Annotated in this window: 24 protein-coding genes; 8 read left to right on the top strand and 16 right to left on the bottom strand. The window is 62.7% G+C overall.

What is annotated here, in order from left to right:
• Positions 1-19: 19 nt before the first annotated feature.
• From AC1DY9_RS14095 to AC1DY9_RS14110, 4 genes are all read right to left on the bottom strand, one after another.
• Positions 20-565, bottom strand: a complete 546-nt coding sequence (locus AC1DY9_RS14095; protein ID WP_457282685.1) for a hypothetical protein — start codon at positions 563-565, stop codon at positions 20-22.
• Positions 566-700: 135 nt separating this feature from the next.
• The gene (locus tag AC1DY9_RS14100) at positions 701-1243 is read right to left on the bottom strand and encodes a hypothetical protein (protein WP_477666858.1); all 543 of its coding nucleotides are present in this window, start codon (positions 1241-1243) and stop codon (positions 701-703) included.
• A gap of 191 nt (positions 1244-1434) precedes the next feature.
• The gene (locus AC1DY9_RS14105) at positions 1435-1833 is read right to left on the bottom strand and encodes a pentapeptide repeat-containing protein (protein ID WP_457282683.1); all 399 of its coding nucleotides are present in this window, start codon (positions 1831-1833) and stop codon (positions 1435-1437) included.
• 84 nt (positions 1834-1917) lie between these two features.
• Positions 1918-2682, bottom strand: coding sequence for an ArsR/SmtB family transcription factor (locus AC1DY9_RS14110; RefSeq protein ID WP_477666970.1), 765 nt, complete (start codon positions 2680-2682; stop codon positions 1918-1920).
• Between the two features lie 141 nt (positions 2683-2823).
• Between AC1DY9_RS14110 and AC1DY9_RS14115 the strand changes: the two genes are divergently transcribed.
• Positions 2824-4110, top strand: coding sequence for an MFS transporter (locus AC1DY9_RS14115; protein ID WP_477666859.1), 1287 nt, complete (start codon positions 2824-2826; stop codon positions 4108-4110).
• A gap of 5 nt (positions 4111-4115) precedes the next feature.
• On the opposite strand, the gene AC1DY9_RS14120 is transcribed toward AC1DY9_RS14115, so the two are convergent.
• The 12 genes from AC1DY9_RS14120 to AC1DY9_RS14175 all read right to left on the bottom strand — a co-directional run bounded on the left by AC1DY9_RS14120 (position 4116) and on the right by AC1DY9_RS14175 (position 16338).
• Positions 4116-5414 (bottom strand): RNA polymerase sigma factor, encoded by a 1299-nt coding sequence (locus AC1DY9_RS14120; protein ID WP_477666860.1) that lies wholly within the window; start codon positions 5412-5414, stop codon positions 4116-4118.
• 6 nt (positions 5415-5420) lie between these two features.
• Positions 5421-5870: a YciI family protein gene (locus AC1DY9_RS14125; RefSeq protein WP_457282680.1), complete on the bottom strand. Its 450-nt coding sequence runs from the start codon at positions 5868-5870 to the stop codon at positions 5421-5423.
• Between the two features lie 37 nt (positions 5871-5907).
• The gene (locus tag AC1DY9_RS14130; RefSeq protein ID WP_457282679.1) at positions 5908-6444 is read right to left on the bottom strand and encodes an SRPBCC family protein; all 537 of its coding nucleotides are present in this window, start codon (positions 6442-6444) and stop codon (positions 5908-5910) included.
• A gap of 174 nt (positions 6445-6618) precedes the next feature.
• Positions 6619-7392: a YciI family protein gene (locus AC1DY9_RS14135; RefSeq protein WP_457282678.1), complete on the bottom strand. Its 774-nt coding sequence runs from the start codon at positions 7390-7392 to the stop codon at positions 6619-6621.
• A gap of 65 nt (positions 7393-7457) precedes the next feature.
• Entirely contained in the window at positions 7458-7895 is a 438-nt protein-coding gene (locus tag AC1DY9_RS14140) for a YciI family protein (RefSeq protein WP_457282677.1), read from the bottom strand.
• A 173-nt stretch (positions 7896-8068) separates the two neighbouring features.
• The gene (locus tag AC1DY9_RS14145; protein WP_457282676.1) at positions 8069-9022 is read right to left on the bottom strand and encodes an AEC family transporter; all 954 of its coding nucleotides are present in this window, start codon (positions 9020-9022) and stop codon (positions 8069-8071) included.
• Positions 9023-9245: 223 nt separating this feature from the next.
• The gene (locus tag AC1DY9_RS14150; RefSeq protein ID WP_457282675.1) at positions 9246-10307 is read right to left on the bottom strand and encodes a porin; all 1062 of its coding nucleotides are present in this window, start codon (positions 10305-10307) and stop codon (positions 9246-9248) included.
• 194 nt (positions 10308-10501) lie between these two features.
• The gene (locus tag AC1DY9_RS14155; RefSeq protein ID WP_457282674.1) at positions 10502-11284 is read right to left on the bottom strand and encodes an L-fucose dehydrogenase; all 783 of its coding nucleotides are present in this window, start codon (positions 11282-11284) and stop codon (positions 10502-10504) included.
• A 61-nt stretch (positions 11285-11345) separates the two neighbouring features.
• Positions 11346-12626, bottom strand: a complete 1281-nt coding sequence (locus AC1DY9_RS14160) for an L-fuconate dehydratase (protein ID WP_457282673.1) — start codon at positions 12624-12626, stop codon at positions 11346-11348.
• Between the two features lie 75 nt (positions 12627-12701).
• A complete protein-coding gene (locus tag AC1DY9_RS14165) occupies positions 12702-13646 on the bottom strand; it encodes an ABC transporter substrate-binding protein (RefSeq protein ID WP_457282704.1) in 945 nt (314 codons plus the stop codon).
• Between the two features lie 137 nt (positions 13647-13783).
• Positions 13784-14779: an ABC transporter permease gene (locus AC1DY9_RS14170; protein ID WP_457282672.1), complete on the bottom strand. Its 996-nt coding sequence runs from the start codon at positions 14777-14779 to the stop codon at positions 13784-13786.
• 20 nt (positions 14780-14799) lie between these two features.
• Positions 14800-16338, bottom strand: coding sequence for a sugar ABC transporter ATP-binding protein (locus AC1DY9_RS14175; protein ID WP_477666861.1), 1539 nt, complete (start codon positions 16336-16338; stop codon positions 14800-14802).
• Positions 16339-16879: 541 nt separating this feature from the next.
• Between AC1DY9_RS14175 and AC1DY9_RS14180 the strand changes: the two genes are divergently transcribed.
• The 7 genes from AC1DY9_RS14180 (at position 16880) to AC1DY9_RS14210 (ending at position 26447) form a co-directional block, all read left to right on the top strand.
• Positions 16880-17743: an IclR family transcriptional regulator gene (locus tag AC1DY9_RS14180; RefSeq protein ID WP_457282670.1), complete on the top strand. Its 864-nt coding sequence runs from the start codon at positions 16880-16882 to the stop codon at positions 17741-17743.
• Positions 17744-18014: 271 nt separating this feature from the next.
• Entirely contained in the window at positions 18015-20108 is a 2094-nt protein-coding gene (locus AC1DY9_RS14185) for an ATP-dependent helicase (RefSeq protein WP_477666862.1), read from the top strand.
• A gap of 408 nt (positions 20109-20516) precedes the next feature.
• Complete coding sequence (locus tag AC1DY9_RS14190; RefSeq protein WP_457282668.1) at positions 20517-20903, top strand: hypothetical protein; 387 nt, start codon at positions 20517-20519, stop codon at positions 20901-20903.
• A 25-nt stretch (positions 20904-20928) separates the two neighbouring features.
• The gene (locus AC1DY9_RS14195) at positions 20929-22134 is read left to right on the top strand and encodes a phospholipase A (protein ID WP_477666863.1); all 1206 of its coding nucleotides are present in this window, start codon (positions 20929-20931) and stop codon (positions 22132-22134) included.
• A gap of 186 nt (positions 22135-22320) precedes the next feature.
• Positions 22321-23652, top strand: coding sequence for a cation:proton antiporter (locus AC1DY9_RS14200; protein WP_477666864.1), 1332 nt, complete (start codon positions 22321-22323; stop codon positions 23650-23652).
• A gap of 180 nt (positions 23653-23832) precedes the next feature.
• A complete protein-coding gene (locus AC1DY9_RS14205) occupies positions 23833-24978 on the top strand; it encodes an imelysin family protein (protein ID WP_477666971.1) in 1146 nt (381 codons plus the stop codon).
• The gene (locus tag AC1DY9_RS14210) at positions 24978-26447 is read left to right on the top strand and encodes a di-heme oxidoreductase family protein (RefSeq protein ID WP_477666865.1); all 1470 of its coding nucleotides are present in this window, start codon (positions 24978-24980) and stop codon (positions 26445-26447) included. The genes AC1DY9_RS14205 and AC1DY9_RS14210 overlap by 1 nt, the downstream gene beginning before the upstream one ends.
• The last annotated feature ends 18 nt before the right edge of the window (positions 26448-26465 follow it).

The raw sequence follows: 26465 nt of genomic DNA on the forward strand, positions 1-26465 counted from the left end.
CGGTTCGTTGGGCGGCGATTCAGTCCTTGCCTGTCCAAGGTGGGAGTTCGCCGCCGAACTCCTTGACAGACCGTTCGTTGAACTCGTCTCGCTCACGAATCTTCGAGCGCACGAAGGCGACAGCCTCTTCTGGCGACATGATTTGAACCAAGTTGCCGAGCTTGTGACGATTACCAAGGATGCCTCCCGGCTGAGTCTTTGAAGCTCCGTCGGCCGTGACCAAGATGGCATGGTACTTGGCAGCTTCGCACACGATGCGGATGTCGTTGCGCTGATTCTCATCCTTAGGTCCCTGTGGGAACAGAGCGGTCTGAACCTTCTCAAACAGCGGATCGTTCTCCGGAACCGGAGGTGTTGCGGTGTAGATCTGCTCGTTGGCTTTCTTGACGCGGAGCGGATCTCCATCCGCCTGTGCCTCGTCGTGGGCGACAGAGGAGATGTTGATCAGAATTACCTCGTCTGCGTACCACCGTTCGAGTAGATTTACCGCACCAAGCTTTTGCCGAGCATTGATGAGGTTCGTGTCGATTTGGAGTACAGGGATGTATAGCATGCGACGTTCCATTCTCTGCTTCCTCATTCCGCGCCTAACGTCGAAGTTGACCGGCATGCAGCGGCATTGCGCCACGAGGCGTCGGGGGAAGCGTGCACCTCGCGGCGCAATGCCGCTGCGTGTCCGTGTCGAACGACCTGTTAAGTCTCATCTGCTCACCTTTATGGCGCGTACCGCGCTTCGGATTGATTCGGCACTGGAGGGCATAGCTCCGCACTCAAGCACCAGCTTGTGAAACTCGTCGGATGCGTCATGCGGTTCGAGACGTTCCGAACGGACTACCGCTCGCGCCTTCGGGATCAGATCAAGAACATCTCCCCCAGTCAAGTAACCTGAGAAGCTCGCAGCTTCTTTGAACTCCGCGATAACCGCAGCAGGAAGATTTGGTCCGCACACAAAGTACTCGAGATACTTCATGAAGTGGGGATGCGCCAGGATCTCTGGTCCAGAGGTCCCGTTCTTCTCGAATATGTCCTGGCGGGACTTGCCACGGCCACCGGGATTCCGCTCCGGGTCGGTAAAGTACAAGCGCCGAACTTCGGAAACCGCGCCGCGCTTCAGCAAAGTTTCGGTTAAAGCGACCATCGGCATGATCGATGCGCGAAAGTCCTCATGCACCCTGGAGTGGAAGTGAATTTGAGCGAACAGCTCTTGCTCTCGACTCGTCAGCTCAATGTCGGGCGACCGCATGGTGAGACCTAACTTAATGTACGCCGCAAAATACGACGACCTAACTTGATAACTTCAATCTCGGAAGCATCAGGCATATGACTTTGACCTCTCACGTAATGTATGACGCGAAATGCGACAGGACAAGCTGGCGAATCTAACCGCAAAAACCAAGGGACACGTCCTCTCGATTGAAGAGATTGGGCGTTTGCTCACTGGAGGGCCGGCGATTGAGCGACCGCATTGACGATGAGGCCTGTGCAGCCAGACTGCGTGCATGCGTACCAGCGGTTTTCAGTGAAGCTGCAGCCCCCGTCCAGGCTATCTTTGACAAACAAGCAGTCGATGAATTGGCATTCAGTGAAGCTGCAACCTGCAAATGAGGCGCCGCGAAAGATGCATTTTCTGAATTTGACATTCACAAATGTGGCGGTATTGAACAAGCTCCAATACCACTCCGATTCTTCGACGACGCAGCCCACGAGAACGCCGCTGAAACCGCTACCTTCTATATCAAGCTTGCTGAAGTTGCAGTATTTGAACGACCCCTCGTCCCAGCCTTTGGGCAGGGAGTCTTGGTCAAAGTCAGTGCTCTCAACGTAGAGTGTCATGGAAAATCTGGCAGAAGTGGATTTGAGTGAAGCGCCTGACGTAATGTATGCCGCAAAAGGCTGTGGCATGAACGGGCGCCGAGTTCAGGCGGCTGCGCGCCGTTGCTCCTGCCGCGCTGGGAAGGTCTCTCCCTCCGTCACTTGCCGCCAGTCCTCCTGCCCCATCCAGTCGCGCAGCGCCACCGCACCTTTAGGTGTGATCTCCAGCGCGCGCATACCCTGTCGGCGCAAGAGCCAGCCGCGCTCCAGGCTGTGGTTGCAGATCAGCGTGCCGAGTTGCCCGGCGACATGAAAGCGGCGCTCGCTCCAGTCAAGGCACGGGCGGCAGTAAGGCCGTTTGGTGTTGATGCTGGTGGGCGAGGTTGACAGCTCAATGCCCAGCCGCGCCAGCACGGCGCCGGCCTTGGCGGTGACGTGGCCGGCCTCGCCGTCAAAGGTGATGGCGCCATCGGCCAGCAGGTGATGGGCGATGGCTACGCCGAGGCGGCCGGCGATGTGGTCGTAGCAGCTGCGGGCCATACGCATGGCGGCGTCTTTGGGGCCGGGCACTACGGCGCGGCGTGGCGCGGGGGCATTTTGGGAGGCCAGTTGCGTGATGCCTTCGAGCACACGTGCCACTTCCACCGAGGCGAGGCGGTGATAACGGTGCCGGCCGTGTTGCTCTACGCACAGCAAGCCGCCTTCGACCATCAGGGCCAGGTGTCGGCTGGCGGTTTGTGGTGAGACATTGCCGACCCCGGCCAGCTCATGGGCAGTGAGGGAGCGGCCGTCGAGCAGCTCCATCAGCATGGCGGTGCGGGCCGGCTCGCCGACCAGCGAGGCGATGTGGGCGATTTGGTTGGTGTTCATCATGATGTTTGACGTCTTGTAGGGTCAACCTTAGCAGCATCGCGCCGCCCATGCTTCGCTCTGTGACGAAGCATCAAGGCAGGGCTTCGCCGCACCATGAAGGCCATGCAGCAACCGCTGCCTTCTCACAAGGAGAACCTCATGGAACTGCCAATGACCCCAACTCTGCGACCCCAAGCGCCACGCGCGTTTTACGGAACCACCGTGGTGCGGGCCGCCTTTGTGCTCGCCATCTTTGGCTGGGGCGTGGGCTTTTACAGCCCGGCGATTTTTCTGCATGCGGTGATCGCGCGCACCGGCTGGGCGCTGCCGTTGGTGTCGGCGGCCGTGACGTTTCACTTCCTCTTTGGCGCGGGCGTGGTGGCCTGCTTGCCGCGTATTCATGCCCGGCTGGGCGTTGCAGCCACTACCGCCGCAGGCTGCGCAGCGCTGGCGGTCGGCCTGCTGGGTTGGGCCTTGGCTGCACAGCCGTGGCAACTGTTTATGGCCGCCATGTTGACGGGCGGCGGCTGGGTCACCATGGGTGCGGCGGGCATCAACGCCATCATCTCGCCCTGGTTTGTGCGCGGCCGGCCCTTGGCGCTGGCCAAGGCCTACAACGGCGCAAGCCTGGGTGGCGTGATCTTCTCGCCGCTGTGGGGTGCGCTGATTGCGGTGATGGGTTTTACTGCCGCCACCGTATTGGTGGGCGGCGCCATGCTGGCCATCGTGGTTTGCCTTTGTTTTTGCGTGATCGCGCAGACGCCTGAGCACATGGGCCAGCAGCCCGATGGTGACGCGCCAGGCACGCCAGCACGCAGCATCACCTCGGCACACGCCAAGCCGCTGCCAGGCCGCCTGCTGTGGCGCGACCGCAGCTTTCGCACGCTGGCCGCGGCCATGGCGCTCAGCCTGTTTGCGCAAGCTGGCTTGATCACGCATTTGTATTCGCTGCTGGTGTCGGCACTCAGCACCCAGGGCGCAGGCCTGGCGATGGCGCTGGCCACGGCCTGCGCCATCGGTGGCCGAACAGTGGTTGGCAAATTCATGCCTGCCGATGCCGACCGACGCGTCGTCGCCAGCGTGAGCTACGCGGTGCAGATCGCGGGCTCACTGCTGCTAGCTTGCGCGGCGGAACACCAAACGGCGCTGATCCTGCTGGGCGTGGTGCTGTTTGGTGTCGGCATCGGCAACGCGACCTCGCTGCCGCCGCTGGTGGCGCAGGTGGAGTTCGTCAAGGAAGATGTTCCGCGTGTGGTGGCGCTGATCGTGGCGATGTCGCAGGGCCTGTGGGCGCTGGCGCCTGCTACGTTTGCGCTGCTGCTGGTGACGGCCAACGGAAGCCCGGCGCATCTGGGTGCGGGCACAGGCCTTTACTTTGGCGCGACGGTGTTACTGCAGCTGGCCGCCATCGCCTGCATGCTGGGCGGCCGCAAGCCGGCAGCCTGAGCGCCTCAGGAAAGGCGCGGCGTGGCGTCGGGCTTGCAGGCTTCAGCGCGCGCCAGCAGCAGTTCGCGCTCACGCAGGTTGCGCGTGAGCGAGGCGGCGCGTTCGAACTCCGCATGGGCCTCTTCGATTCGGCCGAGCTTGAACAAAAAGTCGGCGCGTACGCTGGGCAGCAGGTGGTAGTTTTTCATCAAGGGCTCGGCCAGCAGCGCATCGGCCACCTCCAGCCCCGTCGCCGGGCCAAAGGCCATGGCCAGCGCCACGGCGCGATTGAGCTCCACCACCGGCGAGGGCATGAGCTGCGCCAGCGCATCGTAAAGCGCGGCAATGCGCTGCCAGTCGGTGTCCGCACCGGTGGGCGCACGCGCATGGCAAGCGGCGATCGCGGCCTGTAACGCATACGGCCCCAGCGCGCCGCCTAACGCCTCAGCGCGTGCCAATGCGGCAAAGCCGCGGCGGATCAGGATATGGTCCCAGCTCGCACGGTTTTGTTCCAGCAGCAAGATGGGCTCACCCGACGGCCCGGTGCGCGCCTTGGCGCGCGAGGCCTGGATTTCCATCAGCGCCACCAGGCCATGAACCTCAGGCTCCTGCGTCGCGAGTTCGGCCAGCACACGCCCCAGCCGCAAGGCCTGGTCACACAGCGCGGGCCGCATCCAGTCGCCGCCCGACGTGGCTGAATAGCCTTCATTGAAGATCAGGTAGATGACTTCAAGCACCGAAGCCAGCCGGGCTTCGCGCTCGGCAGGGCCGGGCACCTCAAAGGGCACCCGCGCCTCGGCCAGGGTGCGCTTGGCGCGCACGATGCGCTGGGCCACGGTGGGTTCGGGCACGAGGAAGGCGCGCGCGATTTCGTCGGTGCTGAGACCGCCCAGCAGCCGCAGCGTGAGCGCGATGCGCGCCTCAGTCGACAGCACCGGGTGGCAGGCGGTGAAGATCAGGCGCAGCAGGTCGTCACCATAGGCGTCATCGCCCTCGTCCCCGGAGCCGGGCTCGTCTACATCGGCGAAGGCCATTTCCTGCTCCAGCTCAAGTTCATGGCCCAGCTCTTCATGCTTGAGCGCGAGCAGCTTGCGCCGCCGCAGGTAGTCGATGGCGCGGTGCTTGGCGACGGCCATGAGCCAGGCGCCCGGATTGTCCGGAACACCGGTCTTCGGCCAGCGCTCAAGCGCCGTGACCAAGGCGTCCTGCGCGATCTCTTCGGCCAGGCCCACCTCTTGCACCATGCGTGCAACCTTGGCGATGACCTTGGCCGATTCGATGCGCCAGACTGCGTCGATGGCACGGTGGGTTTCATGCGACGCCATGCGGCTTCAGGCGCCCTTGCCTTTGCTGGTACTTTTGCTTTTCCCGCTGGGGGCCTGCTGCATCTCGACGAAGCCGGCGGCGGCTTCCTGCACGTCGGGCGGGAAGTCCGACATCTCCTGCACCTGGCGCACTTCGATGATTTCGTTCTCGCCGCCCGGGCAGCGCGTTGCCCACTTGATGGCTTCCTCGCGCGAGGCCACGTTGATCATCCAGTAGCCGCCCAGTACCTCACGGGCTTCGGCAAAGGGGCCGTCGCTGACATGGGCCTTGCCGCCCGGAAAGCTCACGCGCGCGCCCATGGAGGGCGGGTGCAGGCCGTCCAGCGCGAGCAACACGCCGGCTTTTTGCAGTGCTTCGTTGTATTTCATCATCGCGGCGACGGCGTCGGCGCTGGGCATGGTGCCTGCGTCGGCAGTTTCGTAGCCCTTGGGGATCATCAGCATCATGAATCGCATTTGAATACTCCTTGAGTGTGGGGCGGGTGAGCCGGGCTTACTTTTCTGCAGCAGCCTTCAGGTCGGCCAGGCCGGCTTCGAAATCCTTGCCCACCATCTTGTCCATATCGAAGAAGACATGCATGACCCTGGCCATCAGGGGCGCGGGGCCGGCCATATCCCAGCTGACCAAGCTGCCACCGGCTTGCGGCTGGAGAGTGAACACCACCTTGTTGTGGGCTTCGAAAGGTTTGCTGAAGTTCAGGTCTATCTTGACCAGGGAAGACGGTACGGACTCGGTGATCAGCATGTCACCCGTGCCGACTTCCTTGCTTTCCCAGGCGTAGGCAGAACCTTTGCCGGTGGCCGGGCCGCTGAAGCTGCGCTTCATGGCGGCGTCCTTCTTCTCCCAGGGCGACCAGGCGGCCCACTGTTTGTAGTCGTTGATCAGCGGAAAGATTTTTTCGGGTGGCGCCTGGATGGTGGTCTGGCGCTGGACGCGGAAGGTGTCGGGCTTGTTGGAGGCCAGTATCAGCACGGCCACGATAAACACCACAATGGCGACGGCTGCAATGATGGCGATGGTCTTGAACATGTTCTATTCCCTTAAGTTGGTGTTCGTTCACTTCGATGAATGGGCGAGCGCCGGGTTTATCGGGCCTCTCCGGCCCCAAAAAAACGTCTGCTCACTGGTACGACGAACGAAAAATGCGAAATCGACACGCCCGGTGAAAAAAATTTCAAATATTTTTGACCGAAGCCCTGAACGTTAGGCCGGGGCGAAATCTGCCGCCTCATATAGCAACCGGATCTCGACCTCAACCTCTTCCGTATCGCGAAACGGAAAGGGGTAACTCAGCGCCCAGTCCACCGCAGCCTGCAGCGAACGCGCCCGGATGATCCAGAAGCCGGCCAGCAACTCCTTGGCTTCGGCGAACGGCCCGTCCATCACGCTGGGTTTGCCTCGGGTGAACTTCATGCGGGAGGCGCTGGCGCTGGGCTTGAGCCCTTCACCCATGAGTAGCACGCCAGCCTTGACGGCATCGTCGTTGTGTTGGGCCATGCGCCCCAGCCACTGGTTGTCGGGCACGATGCCGGCTTCGGCGCGGTCATTGGCCTTGAGCAAAATCATGAAGCGGCGGAACCCCTCGGGCAGCGGCGGCGCGCCTTCCCCGGCGACGCCGCGCAGGCCGCCGGGGCAGCCACCCTCGCGGATTTCCAGCGAGGTATTGCCATCCGCATCCTCTTGAGGCCAGCGCTTGAGCCATTCCAGTGCGTCATCCCTGGAAGCCGCCTCAATCATGGTGAAACCGGCGATCAGCTCTTTGGCTTCGGTGAAGGGGCCATCGATGACCGTGGGCTTGCCACCGGAAAACCGGATGAGCGCGCCCTTTGAGCTTGCCTGCAGGCCCTCGCCGCCCAGCAGCATGCCGGCCTTGGCGAGTTCTTCGTTGTAGGCGCCCATGGCGGCCAGCAGTGCGGGGCTGGGCAGCTCGCCGGCTTCAGTGCTCGCGTCGGATTTGCGCAGGATCATGTATTGCATGCGTGGAATCTCCTTGGAACCCGGTTTTTACCTCAAACACGGGCCCGGCAGCCGGACGCCCGTTTTCAGGACTTTTCGCCGGACTGCGCCTCCACCTGCCGGCGCAGGCGTTCTTCGGCTTCGCGAAGCTCGGGCGTGAATTCCGCGCCAAAGTCTTCAGCCGAAAACACCTGGCGGATTTCAATTTCGGCCTCGCTCTCAGGTGGCAACGGGCAGCGCTTGACCCATTCAATGGCCTCTTCTTTGGACGAGACCTGCAGCATCCAGAAACCGGCGACCAGTTCTTTGGTTTCGGGAAAAGGCCCGTCGATGACGGTGCGCTTGCTGCCGGAAAATCTGACGCGCGCGCCTTTGGAACTGGGATGCAGCCCCTCGCCCGCCAGCATGACGCCGGCCTTGACCAGCGATTCGTTGAACTTGCCCATGTCGGCCAGCAGTTGTTCACTGGGCATTTCACCGGCTTCGCTGTGTTTGTCGGCTTTGATGAGAACCATGAATTTCATTTCGGACTCCTTGAAGTTGCGTTAGTTGCGTTGGGAGCGGAGAGCCCGGACAACCCAGGCAGAAAAATCCTGCTCTTACCGGTACGACGAACAGAAAGAGCGGAATCGACAGCGCGGGGCCATCTTTTTTCAGGTTTTTTTGTAACGACAGCCGAAAAGGCCTGGTACCTGGCTCAGGTCAGCAGGGTCACTGCTGCCGAAAAGCTGAAAAAGGCCAGCACCGTCGACAACAGGATGATGCGCGCGATGCGGCCGTTGTCCGCACCGAAACGCTCGGCCAGCAACGCCACATTGCTGGCGCTGGGCAGCGCCGCCACCAGCACGATGACGGTCAAAGCAAAAGGCTGCAAAGGCACGCCCACTGCGATGGCGCCCAGCCCGACGAGGCCCACCAGTACCGGGTGCACCACCAGTTTGATGAGAGCAACCGGCACATACTCCTTCAGGGGTGTGGCTGCCGTGCTGTTCATCTGCGAACGCGCCAGCACCGCGCCAATGGTGAACAGCGCTACCGGCGAGGCCGCATCGGCCAGCAGCCCGACGGTCTGCATCACCGGCGCGGGCAACATCACACCCAAGCCGGACGACAGCGCGCCCAGCACGATGGCCCACGGCATGGGATTGAGCGCCACGCCCTTGAGCGCATTCTGCGCGGCGACCTCGGCGCCATGAATGTCGGCCGAGTCCAGCCGCGACAGCGCGATGCACAGCGAGCTTGTCACCAGCAAATCAACCAGGATGGTGACGATGGCCGGTCCGGCGGCCTGCGCACCCAACAGCGCCACCAGCAGGGGCACACCCATGAAGCCGGTGTTGGGGAAGGCCGCCACCAGCGCGCCAAAAGACGCATCGTTCCATGCAATGCGGCCCTTGCGCGTGAGCATCACGGTGAAAGCCACCATCAACAGAGCACACACTAAATAGACGGCCACCAGGCTCGCGTCCAGCAGCTGCGCAATCGGCGTGCCGGCGCCAAAGCGGTACAGCATGCAGGGCAGTGCGAAATACAACACGAAGGTGTTCAGGCCAGGAATGGCCAGCTGCGGGAGCAGGCCCCGGCGTGCGGCAAGGTAGCCGCACAGCACCAGGGCAAAAAAAGGAAAGGTGACGAAAAGAATGCTGAGCACGGCGCTGATTGTCGCCCACGCCCTTGCATACGGGTGCGTAGCACGGCCCCGCTAGCACGCCGATTGAGCATAAAAAATAGCTGCGGCGCAGGCAGCGCCTGCGCAAGCAGCTATATTTTTAATAGCAAAAAGTGGCTGGCCAGCTGGTCCGCGTCAGGTGATCCCGATCTGAACCTGCCGGCCTGCCGCCGAACGCATGGAACTCGCCCGGCAGCGTTGCCCTTTAAAAGCTGTGCGCGATACCCGCGTAAACGGTTCTTTGCCCCTGGTTGACCGCCGGATTTCCCGAAATCCCCCCGTCCACCCCGAAGTTGGCACCACTGGAGTTGCTGACGCTACCGAATGACGCGTACAGCAGCGTGCGCTTGGACATGTTGTAGTCCGCACCCACCATGCCCAGCGTGGCCTTGCCGGCCACCCGGTCAGATTTGACGTGGAAGACCGAACCGATCAGCGTGAGCGCCGGGGTCACATCGTAGCGAACGCCAACCCAGGCATGCTTGAGCTTGGACGCGGCGGTGAGGGCCGCGTCGGGTGCGGTGATGTAGTCGTAGGCTGCATAGAGCTTGGCCGGGCCGAACTTGTAAGTGCCGCCTATGATGGTTTCCTTGGAGGTGCTGAAAACATCCGTGAAGGTGGCGGTAGCATTACGGCGCTGGGAATAGATGGCGCGCAGCATCAGGTCCTGGTTCGCATAGGTCATCGATATGCCTTCGCCGCGGTTGGCCTTGCTGTTTCCAGCCTGTTCGCCAAACGAGATTTGCCCGGTGGCGCTGAAGCCGCCCATATCAGGCGTTGAATACTCGACCACGTTGCTGGCACCGGGCCAGCTGCGGCCCCTGACCAGGGTGGCGCTGCCCACCCACTGTTGGCCAGTCGGGTCCAGGTCCCACACGTCGTTGCTGATGAACAGGTTCTTGCCAAGACGGAAGCTGCCCCAGCTGGCGTTGGACAGACCGACATAGGCGCGGCGGTTGAACAATGCCGAGCCGACCGAGCCGTTTTTCAGTTCAAACCCGCTTTCGAGAAGGAAGTTGGCCGCCAGCCCGCCGCCCAGGTCTTCCTTGCCCTTCATGCCCCACATGCTGGTGCCCCACTGGTTGCTGGCCACCATGGCTTTGGAGAAGCTGGCATTGGCCACCGGGTCATACACATTGTCAATATAGGCCAGGCCGGATACGGCACGTCCGTACAAGGTGACGCTGGACTGGGCCGAGGCCAACTGCGGCGCCAGCACGGCCGCGCAGGCCACGCCGAGGTACACACTACGGAAAGCAGCTTTCATGATTTGTCTCTCTTTGCTATGGTTAGGTTGAGTCAGTTAAAAAGTCCGGATATGCCCATTCGCCGGCATGGCTGCCCAGAGCGAACCCGGTTCGGGCGGGGAAAATCTGCGGCGAGCTTCATCGCGCTTTTCAGGGCTCGGTAGCTGGCAACGCCGCATGGCGTTTTGGCCGTATGGATGTCTGTTCATGACGGTCAGCCGACAGGTAAGGCGCGGTCCAGATGCACATAGCCGCCATCGGGATGAATCCACTGGCCCGTCGTGTGCGAGGCGCGATCGGACAGCAGGAACACCACCGTGTCGGCAATTTCGCGGTCGGTCGTCATGCGCTGGCCGAGGGGAATCCGGGCCGTGATGTCGGCCAGCGCCGCTGCAGGGTCGGCAAAGGTCTTGAGCCACGTTTCATAGAGCGGTGTCATGACTTCGGCCGGCAGCACCGCATTGACCCGCACGCCATGCGGCGCCAGCGCGGCAGCCCATTCGCGTGTAAGCCCCAGCTGGGCCGCCTTGGCCGCGACATAGCCGCTGGTGTTGCCCTGCCCGGTGAGCGCCGTCTTGGAGGAAATGTTGACGATGGCGCCGCGCCTGGCCTTGAGCTGGTCCAGGCACAGGTGCGCCATCAGGTAGTAATGCATCAGGTTGGACTGCAGCGAGCGCTTGAAGGCCTCGGGGCCGGCCTCCAGGCCGACGCTGTCGTTGACGCCGGCGTTGTTGACCAGCGCATCAATGCCGCCGAATTCGGCCACGGCGCCCTGCACCGCGGTCCGGCAGGCCGATTCGCTTTCAAGGTCGAGCTGGAAAAACCCGTGGCGTGCACCGAGATCCCGCAAGGCCGCGGAAAATTCCGGCAACAAGGGGCTGCGGCCGAAGATCACCGGCACGGCGCCTTCGCGTGCCAGCTGCAGGCTGATGGCCCCGCCAATTCCGGCGCCCCCGCCGGTGACAATGACAATCTTGTTTTGAAGGTGCAAATTCATCAAGGGCTCCGGTGTCAGATGTTGGTTATGGTCAGGCTCAGCCGAGGGTGTGTAGCGGCCATCAGCCCTTGAAGGCGTACTGCGCCAGCGATTCGCGCTTCATCTCAATCGAATAACCTGGCCGCTGCGGCGGCATGTAGGCGGCATGGCGAATCACGCAGGGGTCCACGAAATGCTCGTGCAGGTGGTCCACGTATTCGATCACCCGGCCTTCCTTGGTACCGGCGATGCAGAGGTAATCGATCATCGACAGGTGCTGCACGTATTCGCACAGGCCGACGCCGCCGGCATGCGGACAAACCTTGAGCCCATATTTGGCCGCCATCAACATCACGGCCAGCACCTCGTTGACCCCGCCCAGGCGGCAGGCGTCGATCTGCACCACGTCAATGGCGCCCTGCATGATGAGCTGCTTGAACATGACGCGGTTCTGGCACATCTCGCCGGTGGCGACCTGCATGTCGCCCTTCACCGCCTCGCGGATGCGGCGGTGACCCTCGATGTCGTCGGGGCTGGTCGGCTCCTCGATGAACCAGGGCTTGGCAAAGCCCAGGTGGCCCAGCCACTCAATCGCCTCGTTGACATCCCACACCTGGTTAGCATCAATCATCAGGGTGCGGTCGGGGCCGAGTACCTCGCGGGCGACGCGCACCCGCCGGATGTCGTCCTGCAGGTCGCGGCCCACCTTGAGCTTGATGTGCGAAAAGCCGGCGTCCACCGCCTCCTGGGCCAGGCGCCTGAGCTTTTCGTCGTCATAGCCCAGCCAGCCGGCGGAAGTGGTGTAGCAAGCGTAGCCTTCCTGCTCGAGCGTCTTCAGGCGCGCGTCCTTGCCGGCGGCCTGGCGCGTCAACAGTGCCAGCGCTTCGGCCGGCGTGATGCAGTCGGTGATGTAGCGGAAGTCGATCAGCCTGACGATCTCTTCCGGGCTCATGCGGGCCACCAGCTTCCACACCGGCAGGCCCTCCTGCTTGGCCCACAGGTCCCACACGGCATTGACCACCGCGGCTGTCGCCAGGTGGATCGCGCCCTTGTCGGGGCCGATCCATCGCAGCTGGCTGTCCGAGGTGATGTAACGCCAGAAGCGGCCCATGTCTTCGGTCACCCAGTCCATGTCGAGGCCGACCACCAGGTGGCGCATGGCTTCTATGGCGGCGCAGCAGACTTCATTGCCACGGCCGATGGTGAAAGTCAGGCCATGGCCTTCAAGCCCCGGCTCGCCGGTTTCCAGCACCACATAGGCCGCCGAATAGTCCGGGTCCGGATTCATCGCGTCCGAGCCGTCGAGATGCCGCGACGTGGGAAAGCGCACATCGACGACACGCATGGATTGGATAGTGCTCATGAATGATTGCCTGGGGACTGCTGTTTGCCTGGTGAAGAAGCGCTTCAGCGCGTGGCCCTGAGGCCGCCGCACCCATCAGTCATACAGAACCGCAGCGATCTTGGGATCGTTGATGGTGGTCTTGTCGTAGTAGTAAAAGCCGGTATCGATGATCTTGGGGAGCTTTTCGCCCTTGAGGGACTTGACCGCCGCCTCCACCGTCTTGTAGCCAATGCCGACCGGGTTCTGGGTGATGGCGCCGGCCATCGAGCCATCCATGATGGCGGCCTTTTGCTGCTTGCCGGAGTCGTAGCCGATGATCACCACCTTGCGCTTCATTTCCCTGGCGCCGTTCAGCGCGCCGATGGCCGAGCCTTCGTTCGCGCCGAAAATTCCCTTCAGGTTGGGGTTGGCCTGCAGGATGGACTTGGTGATCTCGGTCGATTTGAGCTGGTCGCCGCCGCCGTACTGCACGCTGACGATCTTGATGTTGGGATAGGTTGACTTGATACGGTTGACAAATCCGTCGGTGCGATCGATGCCGGTGCGGCTGGTCTGGTCATGCACCACCAGGGCGACATCGCCGCTTTTACCGATCAGCTCGGCCATCTTGTCGGCAGCGAGGGCGGCGGCGGCCACGTTGTTGGTGGTGGTCGTGGTTACCGGAATATCGCTGTCCACGCCCGAGTCAAAGGCGATGACCGGGATCTTGGCGGCCTGGGCTTTTTTCAGCAGCGGGATCGACGCCTTGCTGTCCAGCGCGGCAAAGCCGATGGCCGACGGCTTTTTGGCCAGCGCCGCCGCGAACATGTCGATCTGCTTGTCTACCATGCTCTCGCTCTCGGGGCCTTCGAAGGTCACCTTGACCTTGTAGTCCTTGCCGGCCTGCTCGGCGCCGGCCTTGACGGCTTGCCAGAACTGGTGCTGAAAGCCCTTGGAGATCATTGGAATGTAGATCTCGTCGGCGGCCAGCGCCGTCGTGCTCAAGGTGGAAGCCAGGCCAAGGCCCAGCGCAAGGCTCAAAAGTGTTCGTTTCAAAATCATGGTCATCTCCGGATCGTTATGGGTGTTGCAATGAAATATCAGAAATCAAACGTTGGCAGGGCCTGGGGTTTGGGTTTCTCCTTCGTAAGAACTGCACGCAGGCGGATAGCGGCTGAAACCGCACTTGCTTTCATTTACTTGCGCTTTCGCAAAATATCGGCATACACCGCCACGATGATGATCAGGCCCGTCACCACCGTCTGCCACTCCTGGGCCACCGACATGATGCGCAGCCCGTTGGTCAGCACACTCATGATGAAGGCGCCGATGATGGTGCCCAGGATCGTGCCCGCCCCACCGCTCAACGAGGTGCCTCCGATCACGACGGCGGCAATCGCGTCCAGCTCATAACCCTGGCCCAGCGCCGGCTGCGCGGAATTCAGGCGCGAGGCGATGAGCAGCCCGGCCACGCCGCAAATCGCGCCGCTGAGCGTGTAGACAATGATCTTCCAGCGGTCCACATTCACGCCCGACAGGCGTACCGCCTCTTCGTTGCTGCCCAGCGCGAAGGTGTAGGTCCCCAGCACCGTCTTGTTCAGGATCAGGCTGGATACCACCGCCACCACAAACAGGATCAGCACCGCATTGGGGATGGGCAGATCGGGCAAGAAATAACCGATCAACGACTCCTGGGAAATGACCGAGAACTCCGGCGTGTCGTTGAAATAGATTGGCTTGGATTGGGTGATGACCAGCGACAGGCCTTTGAGCATGAGCATCATGCCCAGCGTGGCAATGAAAGGCGGGATCTTCAGCTTGGCAATCAGCACGCCCGAGGTGAAGCCAGAGAACGCACCGAAGAAAATGGCGGCCAGCACGCCCAGGTAGAAGGGCAGGCCCCAATAGGTCAGCACCACCCCGGCCATGACGGCGCAAAAGGTCATCAAGGTGCCCACCGACAGGTCGATGCCCGAGGTGATGATGACAAAGGTGCAGGCGATGGCCAGCACGCCGTTAACCGCAGTGGCCTGCAAAATGCCCACCATGTTGTCGGTCTGCATGAAACTGGACGAGGCCATGCTGAAGAAAATCAGCAACCCCAGCAAGCTGGCAAATGCCAACAGCTTTTGACGGGTGTTGCTGCTAAAAGCTGCAGTTTTGAAACCTTGCAGCAACTTGGAGACGGTCATGGATGGTGGTTCCGGTATTCTTAGAAGGCAGCAGCGGCAACCGTGCCGGAAACGGTAGCCGTGGCTTCGCGCTGGGTGGCGAGCTGCATGATTTTTTCCTGGGTCGCGTCCCATGCCGCCAGCTCGCCGGTGATGCGGCCCTCGCACATCACCACGATGCGGTGGCTCAGCCGCAGCACCTCGGGCAGTTCGGAGGAGATCATCACGATGGCACGGCCCTGCGCCGCCAGCGCATTGAGCAGCTTGTAGATTTCACTCTTGGCGCCCACGTCAATGCCGCGCGTAGGCTCGTCAAAAAACAGGATCTCGCAGTCGCGCACCAGCCATTTGGCGACGACGATTTTTTGCTGGTTGCCCCCCGACAGCAGCGCCACTTTCTGCAGCGCGCTTGGGGTCTTGATGCCCAGTTGCGCGATCAGCTTCGCAGCCGTGTCCTGTATGGCCGCGGGCTTGAGAAGAAACCCGAAGCTCAAGAACCGCCGCAAGCTCGACAGCACAATGTTGGTCTGCACATCCATGCCGGTGGCCAGACCGAAGTGCTTGCGGTCTTCCGACAGGTAGCCGATGCCGTGCTCAACCGCGTCGGCCGGGCTATGCACCCCGATCTGGCGGCCCCTGACCCAGATCTCTCCCGAATCCCTTTTGTCGGCGCCGAACACGGCACGCGCCACTTCGGTTCGGCCCGCGCCCATCAGGCCGGCAAACCCGAGGATTTCGCCCTTGCGCACGGTGAAGCTGACATCCTTGATCGTACGGCCGCGATTGAGCCCGCGCACCTCCAGCACGGTCTCCCGGCCCTGACCGGTTGCCGGCGGCCTCTCGTCTTCAAGCAGCGCGCGCCCGACCATCATGCCGATGATGGTGTCCATGCTGGTGGTGGCAGTCGGCACGGTGCCGATGTACTGGCCGTCGCGCATCACTGTCACGCGGTCCGAGATGCGCTTGAGCTCGTCCATCTTGTGCGAGATGTACACGATGCCGACGCCGTGGCGCTTGAGCTGGCCGATGATGCGGAACAAGTCGTCGATTTCCGCATTGTTCAGCGCGGCAGTGGGCTCGTCCATGATCAGCACGCGCGAGTCGAACGACAGCGCCTTGGCGATCTCCACCATCTGCTGGCGCGCCACCGTCAGGTCGCAGACCAGCGTGTGCGGTTCCAGGTTCAGGTTCAGGCGGTCGAATATCGCTTTCGTGTCACGGGCCATCTTCTCGGTATCGATGAACAGCCCCAGCCGCCCGAGCGGCTCGCGTCCGATGAAGATGTTCTGCGCCACGCTCAGATGGCTCATCAGGTTGAGTTCCTGGTGGATGATGCCGATGCCCAGCGCCTGCGCAGCGCGCGGGCTGGCAATCTCGACCGCCTGACCGTCGATGCTGATCTCGCCCGCATCCTTCTGGTAGACCCCGGCCAGTATCTTCATCAGGGTCGATTTCCCGGCGCCGTTCTCGCCCATCAGCGCATGCACCTCGCCTGCGGCAACCTCAAGCCGGGCGTTGTGCAACGCGCGCACTCCCGGAAAGGATTTGCACAGGTTGCTGATGCTCACAAGAGGTGTCATGGGCGGTTCCGGACAGGCGCGGTGCTCGCTCAGATCGGCGCGATGTCGTTGACCGTGGCCAGACGGCCCGTCGACCGGCCCGGAGTGCGCCCAAACCAGGCGCTGCAGCAACGCCCGGAATCACCCGGGGCCAGGCAAACCGTTGTACGGGCCTGGCCGACGCCTTGGGCGGCCGCGCAGATCGATACTGTTTTTCCTTCCAAACTTCCTGGGTGCATGACAAAAACCTTTTTGCGTTGACGGAACCGTTCAATGAGGCGAAGGCACCAAAATCAGGAAACTTATTGTTACAAATGGTTCATTGATGAACAATCTATTCACTTATGGATTGAAGCGGTGTGAATCATAGAAATTTGCTCATCTTTCCAAGCCCCGGACTTTCCCTAGGTCAAGATTTAATTTATTGATGAACATTAAGTGCAAAAGTAAATAAATCTAAAACAATGAAGGCGAAAGTCTTCGCGAGCGCCGCGTGCCATATCAAGAGCGCTGCGTTACATATCAAAATTGCAATGCCTTTGACCTCACCCACCCTGCCGCCATGACACAAAAATATTCCGTTCTCCCGACGAATGACCAGAACACGAACGACGCCGTCGTCACCGCATCCCCGCCTCTTGCCGACGACCGCTACCGGGCACCGGCGCTTGACAAGGGCCTGGACATCCTTGAGTTGCTGGCTCGCCAGCCGCAGGGCCTGACGCGCGCGGAGATCGTCAAGGAAATGGACCGCAACGCGAGCGAGATCTACCGCATGCTGGAGCGGTTGGTGGCACGGCAATATGTCATGCGCTCGCTCTCGGGCGACCGCTACTCGCTGAGCCTGAAACTCTTCACGCTGGCGCACATGCATCCACCGCTCAACCGGCTGGTGACCCAGGCCATTCCCATCATGGAGGCCTTTGCGCACAAGGCTGAGCAGGCCTGCCACATGGGCGTCTATGACCAGGGCAACGTGCTGATCACCGCACAGGTCAACGGCCCCGGCACCTGGAGCATGACGATCCGCGTGGGCGTGCATGTCGGGCTGGTCGATACCGCCTCGGGCCGGGTGTTGCTGGCTTTCGCGGATGCCAGCCAGACTCAGCAAATGCTGACCCAGCACACCGCACTCGAAGGCGAAGTGCCGATCGGGTCCGATGCATTGGCTGCCGCCCTCGGTGTCATCCGGGAGCAAGGCTATTTCGAGCGCGACAGTCTGCAGTCTTTCGGCGTGGCCGATATTTCCTGCCCCATCTTCGGGCCCGACCACAGCGCCCTGGCCGCGTTGACCTGCCCTTACGTGCGGCGCATAGACCGCCACGTCGGCCCCGACCAGAAAACCGTGCGCCTGCTGCTGCAGCAGGCAGCCCAGGCACTGTCGTTGACGCAGGGTGGGTTCGCCCCGGCGAGCCGGAACGCATGAAGCCGCGCCTGCTCCTATGCTATTGATTCGATAGCTGCCAGCGCAGACCAGCACTGCGCTGCAAGCATTTATTGCTTGAATCCGGGGCTTGTGGTGGTTCCGTGCGGGCGCGGTCTTTTTTCATCCAGCTAAAGCGCCAGGCATGAAACCTGCGGTGCGGTCCAAACCGAGCTACAGGCTCCAAAAGGGCAGCCGCTATGATTTGCCGTTCCCTGGCTGTCCCTGACAGGGCCGGTCCCGCGCATTTTTCCCCTTGGAATCGATTGTTTTCATGACCCACGGCCTGAACCTCGCCCAACAAGAAGCCGTGAACTACCTGCATGGTCCCTGCCTGGTACTGGCGGGCGCCGGTTCCGGCAAGACGCGAGTGATCACACACAAGATAGGCCGGCTGATCCAGTCAGGGCTCAAGCCTGAGCAGATTGCCGCGATCACCTTCACCAACAAGGCCGCCGCTGAAATGCGCGAACGGGCCAAGGCGCTGATCGGCAAAAGCGCCAAGGGCGTGCTGGTCTGCACCTTCCACGCACTGGGCGTGCGCATGCTGCGCCAGGACGGCGCGGCGCTGGGCCTCAAACCCCAGTTCTCGATTCTCGACAGCGACGATGTGACCAGCATCATCAAGGACGCCGGCGGCAGCACCGATGCGGCCACGGCGCGGCAATGGCAATGGACCATCAGCCTGTGGAAGAACATGGGCCTCAATGCAGCAGAAGCCATGGTGCAGGCCAATGGCGACGAAGAGCGCGCCATCGCCCGCGTGATGGCGCACTACGAAGAGCGCCTGACGGCCTACCAGAGCGTCGACTTCGACGACCTGGTCGGCCTGCCGCTCAAGCTGCTGCGCGAGCACGACAGCGTGCGCGAAAAATGGCAGCAGTCGCTGGGCCATGTGCTGGTCGACGAATACCAGGACACCAACGCCACGCAGTACGAGATGCTCAAACTGCTGGTCGGTCCGCGCGGCCGCTTCACCGCCGTGGGCGACGACGACCAGTCGATTTACGGCTGGCGCGGCGCCACGCTGGACAACCTGAAAAAGCTGCCGCAGGACTACCCCAACCTCAAGGTCGTGAAGCTCGAGCAGAACTACCGCTCCACCAGCGCCATACTGCGCGCGGCCAACAACGTGATCGGCCCCAACCCCAAGCTGTTTCCCAAGACGCTGTTCAGCGAGCTCGGCGAAGGCGAGCCGGTGCGCGTGATCGATTGCGACAGCGAAGAGCACGAAGCCGAACGCGTGGTGGCCCGCATCCAGAGCCTGCGTGCCGAAGGCAGCTTGCAGGCAGAAGGCGGGCAGTACAAGGAGTGGAAAGATTTTTGCGTGCTGTACCGCGCCAACCATCTGGCCAAGCCTTTCGAGAAAGCCTTTCGCAAGGCCAACATCCCCTACAAGGTCTCAGGCGGGCAAAGTTTTTTTGACCGCGCCGAGATCAAAGACCTCTGCTGCTGGATGCGGCTGCTGGTCAACAACAACGACGACCCGGCGTTTATGCGCGCGGTGACCACACCCAAGCGCGGCATCGGCCACACCACGCTGGGCGCACTCGGCACCTTCGCGAGCCAGTCGAAGCAAAGTCTTTTCGAAGCGCTCTTCAGCAACTCGCTGGGCTCGGTTCTGCCGGCCAAGGCCGTCGGCTCGCTGCACGAGTTTGGCCGCTACCTCAACGACCTGGAATACCGCGCCAAACGCACTGTGGGCGCCGAAGACGCGCGCGCTTTTCTGAACGACTGGCTCAAGGAAATCGACTACGAGAAGCACCTGTACGACGGCGAAGACAGCGAAAAGCTGGCCGCCGCGCGCTGGACCAACGTGATGGATTTTTGCGACTGGGTGGCCCAGCGCTGCGGCGGGCAGATTGACGACACATCTGGTGCCGTGGTGGCAGCCGAAACCAAAACCATGCTGGAAGTGGTGCAGACGATTGCACTGCTTTCCACCATCAGCGAACGCGAAGGCGACCAGAACGTGGTCACCCTTTCAACCCTGCACGCCGCCAAAGGCCTGGAATGGCCACACGTGGTACTGGCCGGCGTGAACGAAGGCCTGCTGCCCTTCAAGCTGGAAGACGATGACGGAGTCAACACCGACAGCATCGCACTGCGCCTGCAGGAAGAGCGCCGCCTGATGTACGTGGGCATCACCCGCGCGCAGCGCACGCTGGCGGTGAATTGGCTGCGCAAACGCAAGAAGGGCCGCGACATGATTCCCGGCGCACCCAGCCGCTTCATCGCCGAGATGGCGCTGGACAAGGCCACCGTGAAGGAAGACCCGCGCGAAAAGATCAAGGCCTTGCGTGCGGAGTTTGCGAAGAAGTCAGCAGACGGGATTGCGGCGGCGGCAGCGGCGGCAGAGACGCGCTAGCGCTGCCCTGTTCCGTGGTTAATTCGGCGCGAGATCAGGTGCCGGGCCGCATGAAGGCGTTTTCAGTGCCGTGGTTACAAACCGTTTCAGGCCACGGGTTTTTACCGGTGCTTTACCTGATTGAGATGTATTCGTGAGATAGTGCGCAAGCTCCACGGCCTGCGCGTTGCATCAACCCCGCACTCGCGTGCCCGAGTTTTCCGTTTCACCCCCTGCACTGCAGCCTTGGCCGCTCCGTCCGCCTTGCTGCGTTGCTACAGCCCGTACCGCACGACCAGGCCGTGCACTCACTTGTTCATGACTTTGCTTTTTCTTCGACCCGCTTTTTTTTTAATCGCCGCTTGCGCAATATCCACTAGCGCTACGGCCCAAACGAAACCTGCCGCCGCTTGCCCGGCCGCCACGGAGATGAAGGCCGCACAACTCCATGGCCTGTGGGCCGTGCGCTTTGACCGCCCACCTGCCGGCTTGCCGGCCCGCGCCACCATGCTGCTGGAACGGCATGCCGAATTCGCCGAAAGCCTGGCCGGCATCGTGAGCCGCGACCTGGGGCCGGCCGTCGGTTCCAAAGCCATTGCCGGACATGCGGCCAAGGCCGCATTGGCCGGTGACCTGGAGGGCGGCATGTTGCTGCTCGACGAGTCCTCCGACAATGTCAGCATCACCGGCACCTGGAACGGCGAAATGGTCGAAGGTTCTTGCGGCAAGGCCTTCAAGGGCACCTGGAAAGACACCAGCAGCAGCGCCCCGGACAATGCACCCGATGTGCCCTTCACGCTGACCCGGCTACCCTGAACAGCGCAATTTTCAAGACCGAGCCATGCCACTGAAATCTCTCAATCCTGCTGCTGCATCGCTTTGCACGGTGCTTCTGGCCCTCCTGGGTCTTGGCACCACGGCTGCGGCACATGCACAGGCCACGCCGGCAAACCGCCCATCCAGCACAGGCTGGCAAACCTGCCAGGCCATGAAGGGCGACCCTGCGGCGCAGCTCACCTGCTTCCAGCAATGGGCCGATGCGCAAACGCCCGCCAACACGCCCGCGCCCAGCCTGACCACAGCGCCGGCCAATGCCCAGACCGGCCAGCCGGCCACCCCGGTGCTGCTGCTGCCATCACTGAACACCGAAGCGCCGGACGGCAAGCCGATCGGCTGCAAAAACACCAGGTACTCGGAACTGTCCCGCTTCTGGGAACTGCAGCGCGGCACCGACTGCGATACGTTTTCGCTGCGCGGCTACCGGCCAATCACGCTGGCCGTCTCCACCGCCGACAGCGTGAACACGCAACCCTCGTCACCCGCCGCAGGGCATACCGCGCTGACCTCTGTGCCCTATATGCGCACTGAAAACAAAATCCAGCTGTCGGTGCGCACCAAGGTCGCCAAAGGCCTGCTGAAAAGCGGCGACAACGACGACGACGACCATGACTCGGTATGGTTCGGCTACACGCAGCAAAGCTATTGGCAATTGTTCAACGGCAGCATCTCGCGGCCGTTTCGCACCACCGACCACGAGCCCGAGGTGATCTACATCTACCCGCACCAGATCCCTTTGGCCGGTGGCTGGAACTACCGGCTCTCGGGCCTGGGGCTGGTGCACCAGTCCAACGGCCAGTCGCTGCCGCTGTCGCGCAGCTGGAACCGCGTCTACCTGATGGGCGCCGCCGAGAAAACACTGGGCCAGGACTCGGGCCTGATCCTTCAGGGGCGTATCTGGGACCGGCTCAAGGAGTCCTCGGGCAATGACGACAACCCCGGCATCGAAAACTATGTGGGCCGCGCGGAAGTCACGGGCAGCTGGCAGATCAACAAAGCCAACACGGTGGGCGTCACGCTGCGCCACTCGTTGCGCAAGGAAGCCCGCGGCTCGGCCCGGTTTGACTGGATGATGGCGCCGGCCTCGTCGCCCAACTACACCGGCTTGCGCTACCACGTGCAGCTTTTCAGCGGCTACGGTGACAGCCTCGTGGACTACAACCGAAAGCGCAATGTTCTGAGCATCGGCCTGAGCCTGGTGGACTGGTAGGCGCTGGAACGGCATTCCGCGGTTTGCTATAGTTTTTATAGCTTATCGCGCTTTTATTTATTGGCCTCAGAGCGCTTTTCGCTTAAAAAAATCGGACACAAACGTGTCTACAGGGCGCATCCAGGCACCACGGCAACGGCGCGTCGGCTGATACCGGGACGCCTGCGCTTGCCGTAAGGTGGGGCGATGACTTTTGCCGAGCCCACCACTTTCACGCTGGCCTGCATCGTGGCCGGTGCGCTGCTGATTGCCATGACACTGGGCGGCTCTTTCATTGCACGGTTACCTCTGAGTGCCGCCATGCTGTACCTCGGTGTTGGTGTGGCGGTCAGTCCCGTTGGACTGGGGCTGCTCAAACTCGACGCCCTCAAGAACACGGTGCTGCTGGAGCGCCTCACGGAGGTGGCGGTACTGATCTCGCTGTTCACCGCCGGCATGAAGCTCGAGTTCCGCGTACGGGATGGCCGCTGGCGCATTCCGGTGCAACTCGCAACCGTGTCGATGGTGGTCACCGTGGCCGCCATCACCGCACTGGGCGTTTATGTGCTGGAGCTGCCCGTGGGCGCCGCGGTGCTGCTGGGCGCCATCCTCGCGCCGACCGACCCGGTGCTGGCCTCCGACGTGCAGGTGGCCAACCCGGGCGACCGCGACCGCCTGCGTTTCGGCCTCACCGGTGAGGGCGGCCTGAACGACGGCACCGCATTTCCATTTGTGATGCTCGGGCTGGGCCTGCTGGGCCTGCACGAACTCGGCGAAGGCGGCTGGCGCTGGTGGGCCGTCGATGTGCTGTGGGCCGTGGCCGGCGGCCTGGCCCTGGGCTGGCTGCTGGGCACGCTGGTGGGCCGCGCCATTCTTTACCTGCGCATGCGCCACCGCGAAGCGCTGGGCTCGGACGAATTCATCGCGCTGGGACTCATCGGGTTGACGTACGGCCTGGCGCTGCTCTTTCAGACTTACGGCTTCCTGGCGGTGTTTGCGGCGGGCCTGGCGCTGCGCCGCATCGACGAGCCCGATGCGCGGCCCGTACCCCAGGCTGCGGCCGCACCCGATGAAACGCTGAGCCCCGATGACCAGGAAGCCTCGGGCGCGGAAGCGCCCGCCCACATGATGCGCGCAGTAGAGCGCTTTAACAGCCAGCTGGAAAGCTTCGTGGAAGTCGCCATCGTGCTGGCGGTGGGCGTGCTGGTCGCCACCACACGCTTTCGCGCTGAAGTGCTGTGGTTTATCCCGGCGCTGTTCCTGGTGATCCGGCCGGCGGCGGTTTTTATCGGACTGCTGGGAACGCCGGTCAGGGGTTCGCAGCGCCGCCTGATGGCCTGGTTCGGCATTCGCGGCATCGGCTCGCTGTATTACCTGCTCTATGCCATCAACCACCACCTCCCGCCCGCGCTGGCGCAACGGCTGCTTTCCATCACGCTCGCGGTGGTCGTCGCCTCGGTGATTGCCCACGGCATTTCTGTCACGCCGCTGATGAAACGCTATGAGGCGCGCAAACCGGGTAAACGCCGCGGGCCCTGAACAAGCGGTCCGGCGGGCGTCCGCACAGCGTCACAGAAAGTCACCTTATTGATAACGATAACGATTCTCATTTGTATAATCGCACTTTGACCGATTAACAAAGACACAGGAGTCGTCGTGAAACCAGCAATCAAACCCGCCATCCTTGCCGCCCTGGTGGCCCTGCTTGCCGTGCCGGCCATGGCCCAGCCCGCAGCAACGGCAGCGGCCGGTACCGCGCCTGGCACAGTGGCGGCACCAGCCACCACGGCGGCCGCCGTGGCAAAGCATTACGCCCACCTGGTGCAATCAAACTATGACGACACGCTGGCCAGCACGCTCATCCTGCAAAAAGCAGTGCAGGCTTTTACCGACGCACCGTCTGACGACGGCCTCAAGGCCGCGCGCAAGGCCTGGCTGGACGCGCGCGAGTATTACGGCCAGACCGAGGCCTTCCGTTTTTACGGCGGCCCGATCGATGACAAAAACGGCCCTGAAGGCCGCATCAATGCCTGGCCCATGGACGAGTCCTATGTCGACTACGTGAAAGACGCACCCAACGCCGGCATCATCAACAACCGCAAGGCCGTGATCAACAAAAAACGGCTGGCCAGCCTGAACGAGCGCAACGGCGAAGAAAACATCGCCACCGGCTGGCACGCGATTGAATTTTTGCTGTGGGGCCAGGACCTGAGCACCACCGGCCCAGGCAACCGTTCGTTTGAAGATTTTGTGGACGGCAAGAAACCCAACGCCGACCGCCGCCGCCAGTACCTCAAGGTGGTGACCGAACTGCTGGTCGACGACCTCGGCACCCTCACCAAAGCCTGGGCGCCCACGTCGACCTCCTACCGCGCGAAGTTCGAGCGCGGCGGCATGGAGTCGGTGCGCAAGATGTTTGTCGGCCTGGGCTCGCTTTCGCGCGGTGAACTCGCCGGTGAACGCCTCGAAGTCGCCCTGGCCAGCCAGGACCAGGAAGATGAGCACTCATGCTTTTCCGACAATACGCACCGCGACGTGGTGAACAACGCCAAAGGCATCCAGAACACCTGGCTGGGCCAGTACAAGCGCGCCGACGGCACGACGCTGGCCGGCCCGTCGCTGCGTGACCTGGTGGCGGTGAAAAACCCGGCACTGGCAGACCGCACCAGCAAGCAGATCGCAGCATCCGTCGCCGCCGCCGAAGGCATTCAGGCACCGTTTGACCGCGAAATCGTCGGCGCCAAAGACGCACCCGGCCGGCTGCGCGTGCAAAAAACCGTCGACAGCCTGGTGCAGCAAAGCAAGGACCTGGTGGAAGCCGCCAACGCCGCCGGCATCACCAAGCTGACGCTGGTCAAACCTTAATGGCCAAGGCCGCGTCGTCCCGGATGGTCACGCGCCCTGCGCGTGCAGTGCTTGCCTGCGTGGCCGCAGCGGGACTGGCAGGACTGGCCTTCTGGGCGTCGGCAGGGCCGGGTGCGCAAGCCGGCACGGCGCCCGACGACGAGAAAACCGGCGGCGACACCACGGTGTTTGCCACCGGCCACAACGCGTTTTCATTTCCGCTGGCCAACCTGGGCGACGAGGAACGCACGCGTTTTGTCATCGGTAATTCTTTCTTCAAGCGCAACTGGGTGCAGGCGCCCTCCTCCACCACCGCGCGTGACGGCCTGGGCCCGCACTTCATCGCCCGCTCCTGCGGCGGCTGCCATGTGCAGGACGGCCGCGGCGCACCGCCCGACTTCAACCGCGGCCTGGCCGACCAGCCGGTCGGCCTGCTGCTGCGCCTGTCGGTGCCGGGCAAGGACGCACACGGCGGGCCGCTGCCGGATCCGGTGTACGGCGACCAGTTTTCCAATTTCGCGGTGCAGGGCGTGATGCCCGAGGGGCAGATATCCCTGCGCTACGACGTGGTGCGCGGCAAGTTTGCCGACGGCACACCCTACCAGTTGCAAAAACCCCGCTACGGTTTCAGCAAACTCCATTACGGCCCCATGGCCAAAGATGTGATGGTGAGCCCGCGCATCGCGCCGCAGATGGCCGGCGTGGGTTTGCTCGAAGCGATTCCCGAAGCGGAAATCCTGCGCAATGCGCGCGAGCAAGCCGCCTCCGACAGCCCGGTGCGCGGCGTCGTCAACCAGGTGTGGGACGCGCCGACGCAGCAGATGCGCACAGGCCGCTTCGGCTGGAAGGCCAACGTCGCCACCCTGGCCCACCAGACCGCGGGCGCCTTCCTCGGCGACATGGGCATCACCTCGCCGGTCTTTCCGAAAGAGACCTGCACAGCCGCCCAGAAAGACTGCCTGGCGGCGCCGCGCGGCGCACGGGGCAAGGCGAGCGAGATTGACGAGAAAACATTCAACGACGTGGTGTTTTATGAAACCACACTGGCACCGGCGGCGCGCCGCAATCCGCGCGATGCCCAGGTGGTGCGCGGCCAGAAACTGTTTGCCGACGCACAGTGCGCCGCCTGCCACCGCCCGAGCTACGTCACCGGCGAAAGCCCATTTCCGCGGCTGGGCAGCAAGGCCGTGCAGGGCCAGACCATCTGGCCCTACACCGACTTGCTGCTGCACGACATGGGCGAAGGCCTGGCCGACGGCCGGCCCGACTTCCTGGCCGATGGCCGCCAATGGCGCACGCCGCCGCTGTGGGGCATCGGCCTTGTGCCCGACGTGAACGGCCACAACCGCCTGCTGCACGACGGCCGCGCGCGCGGCGCGCTGGAAGCCGTGCTCTGGCACGATGGCGAAGCCAAAGCCAGCAAGGACAAAGTCCTGCGGATGAATGCGCAGGAACGCACCGCGCTGGTGAAATTCCTTGAATCGCTATGAGTGCCATGAAGACATCAA

It is taken from the genome of Polaromonas sp. P1_F6, assembly GCF_056405695.1.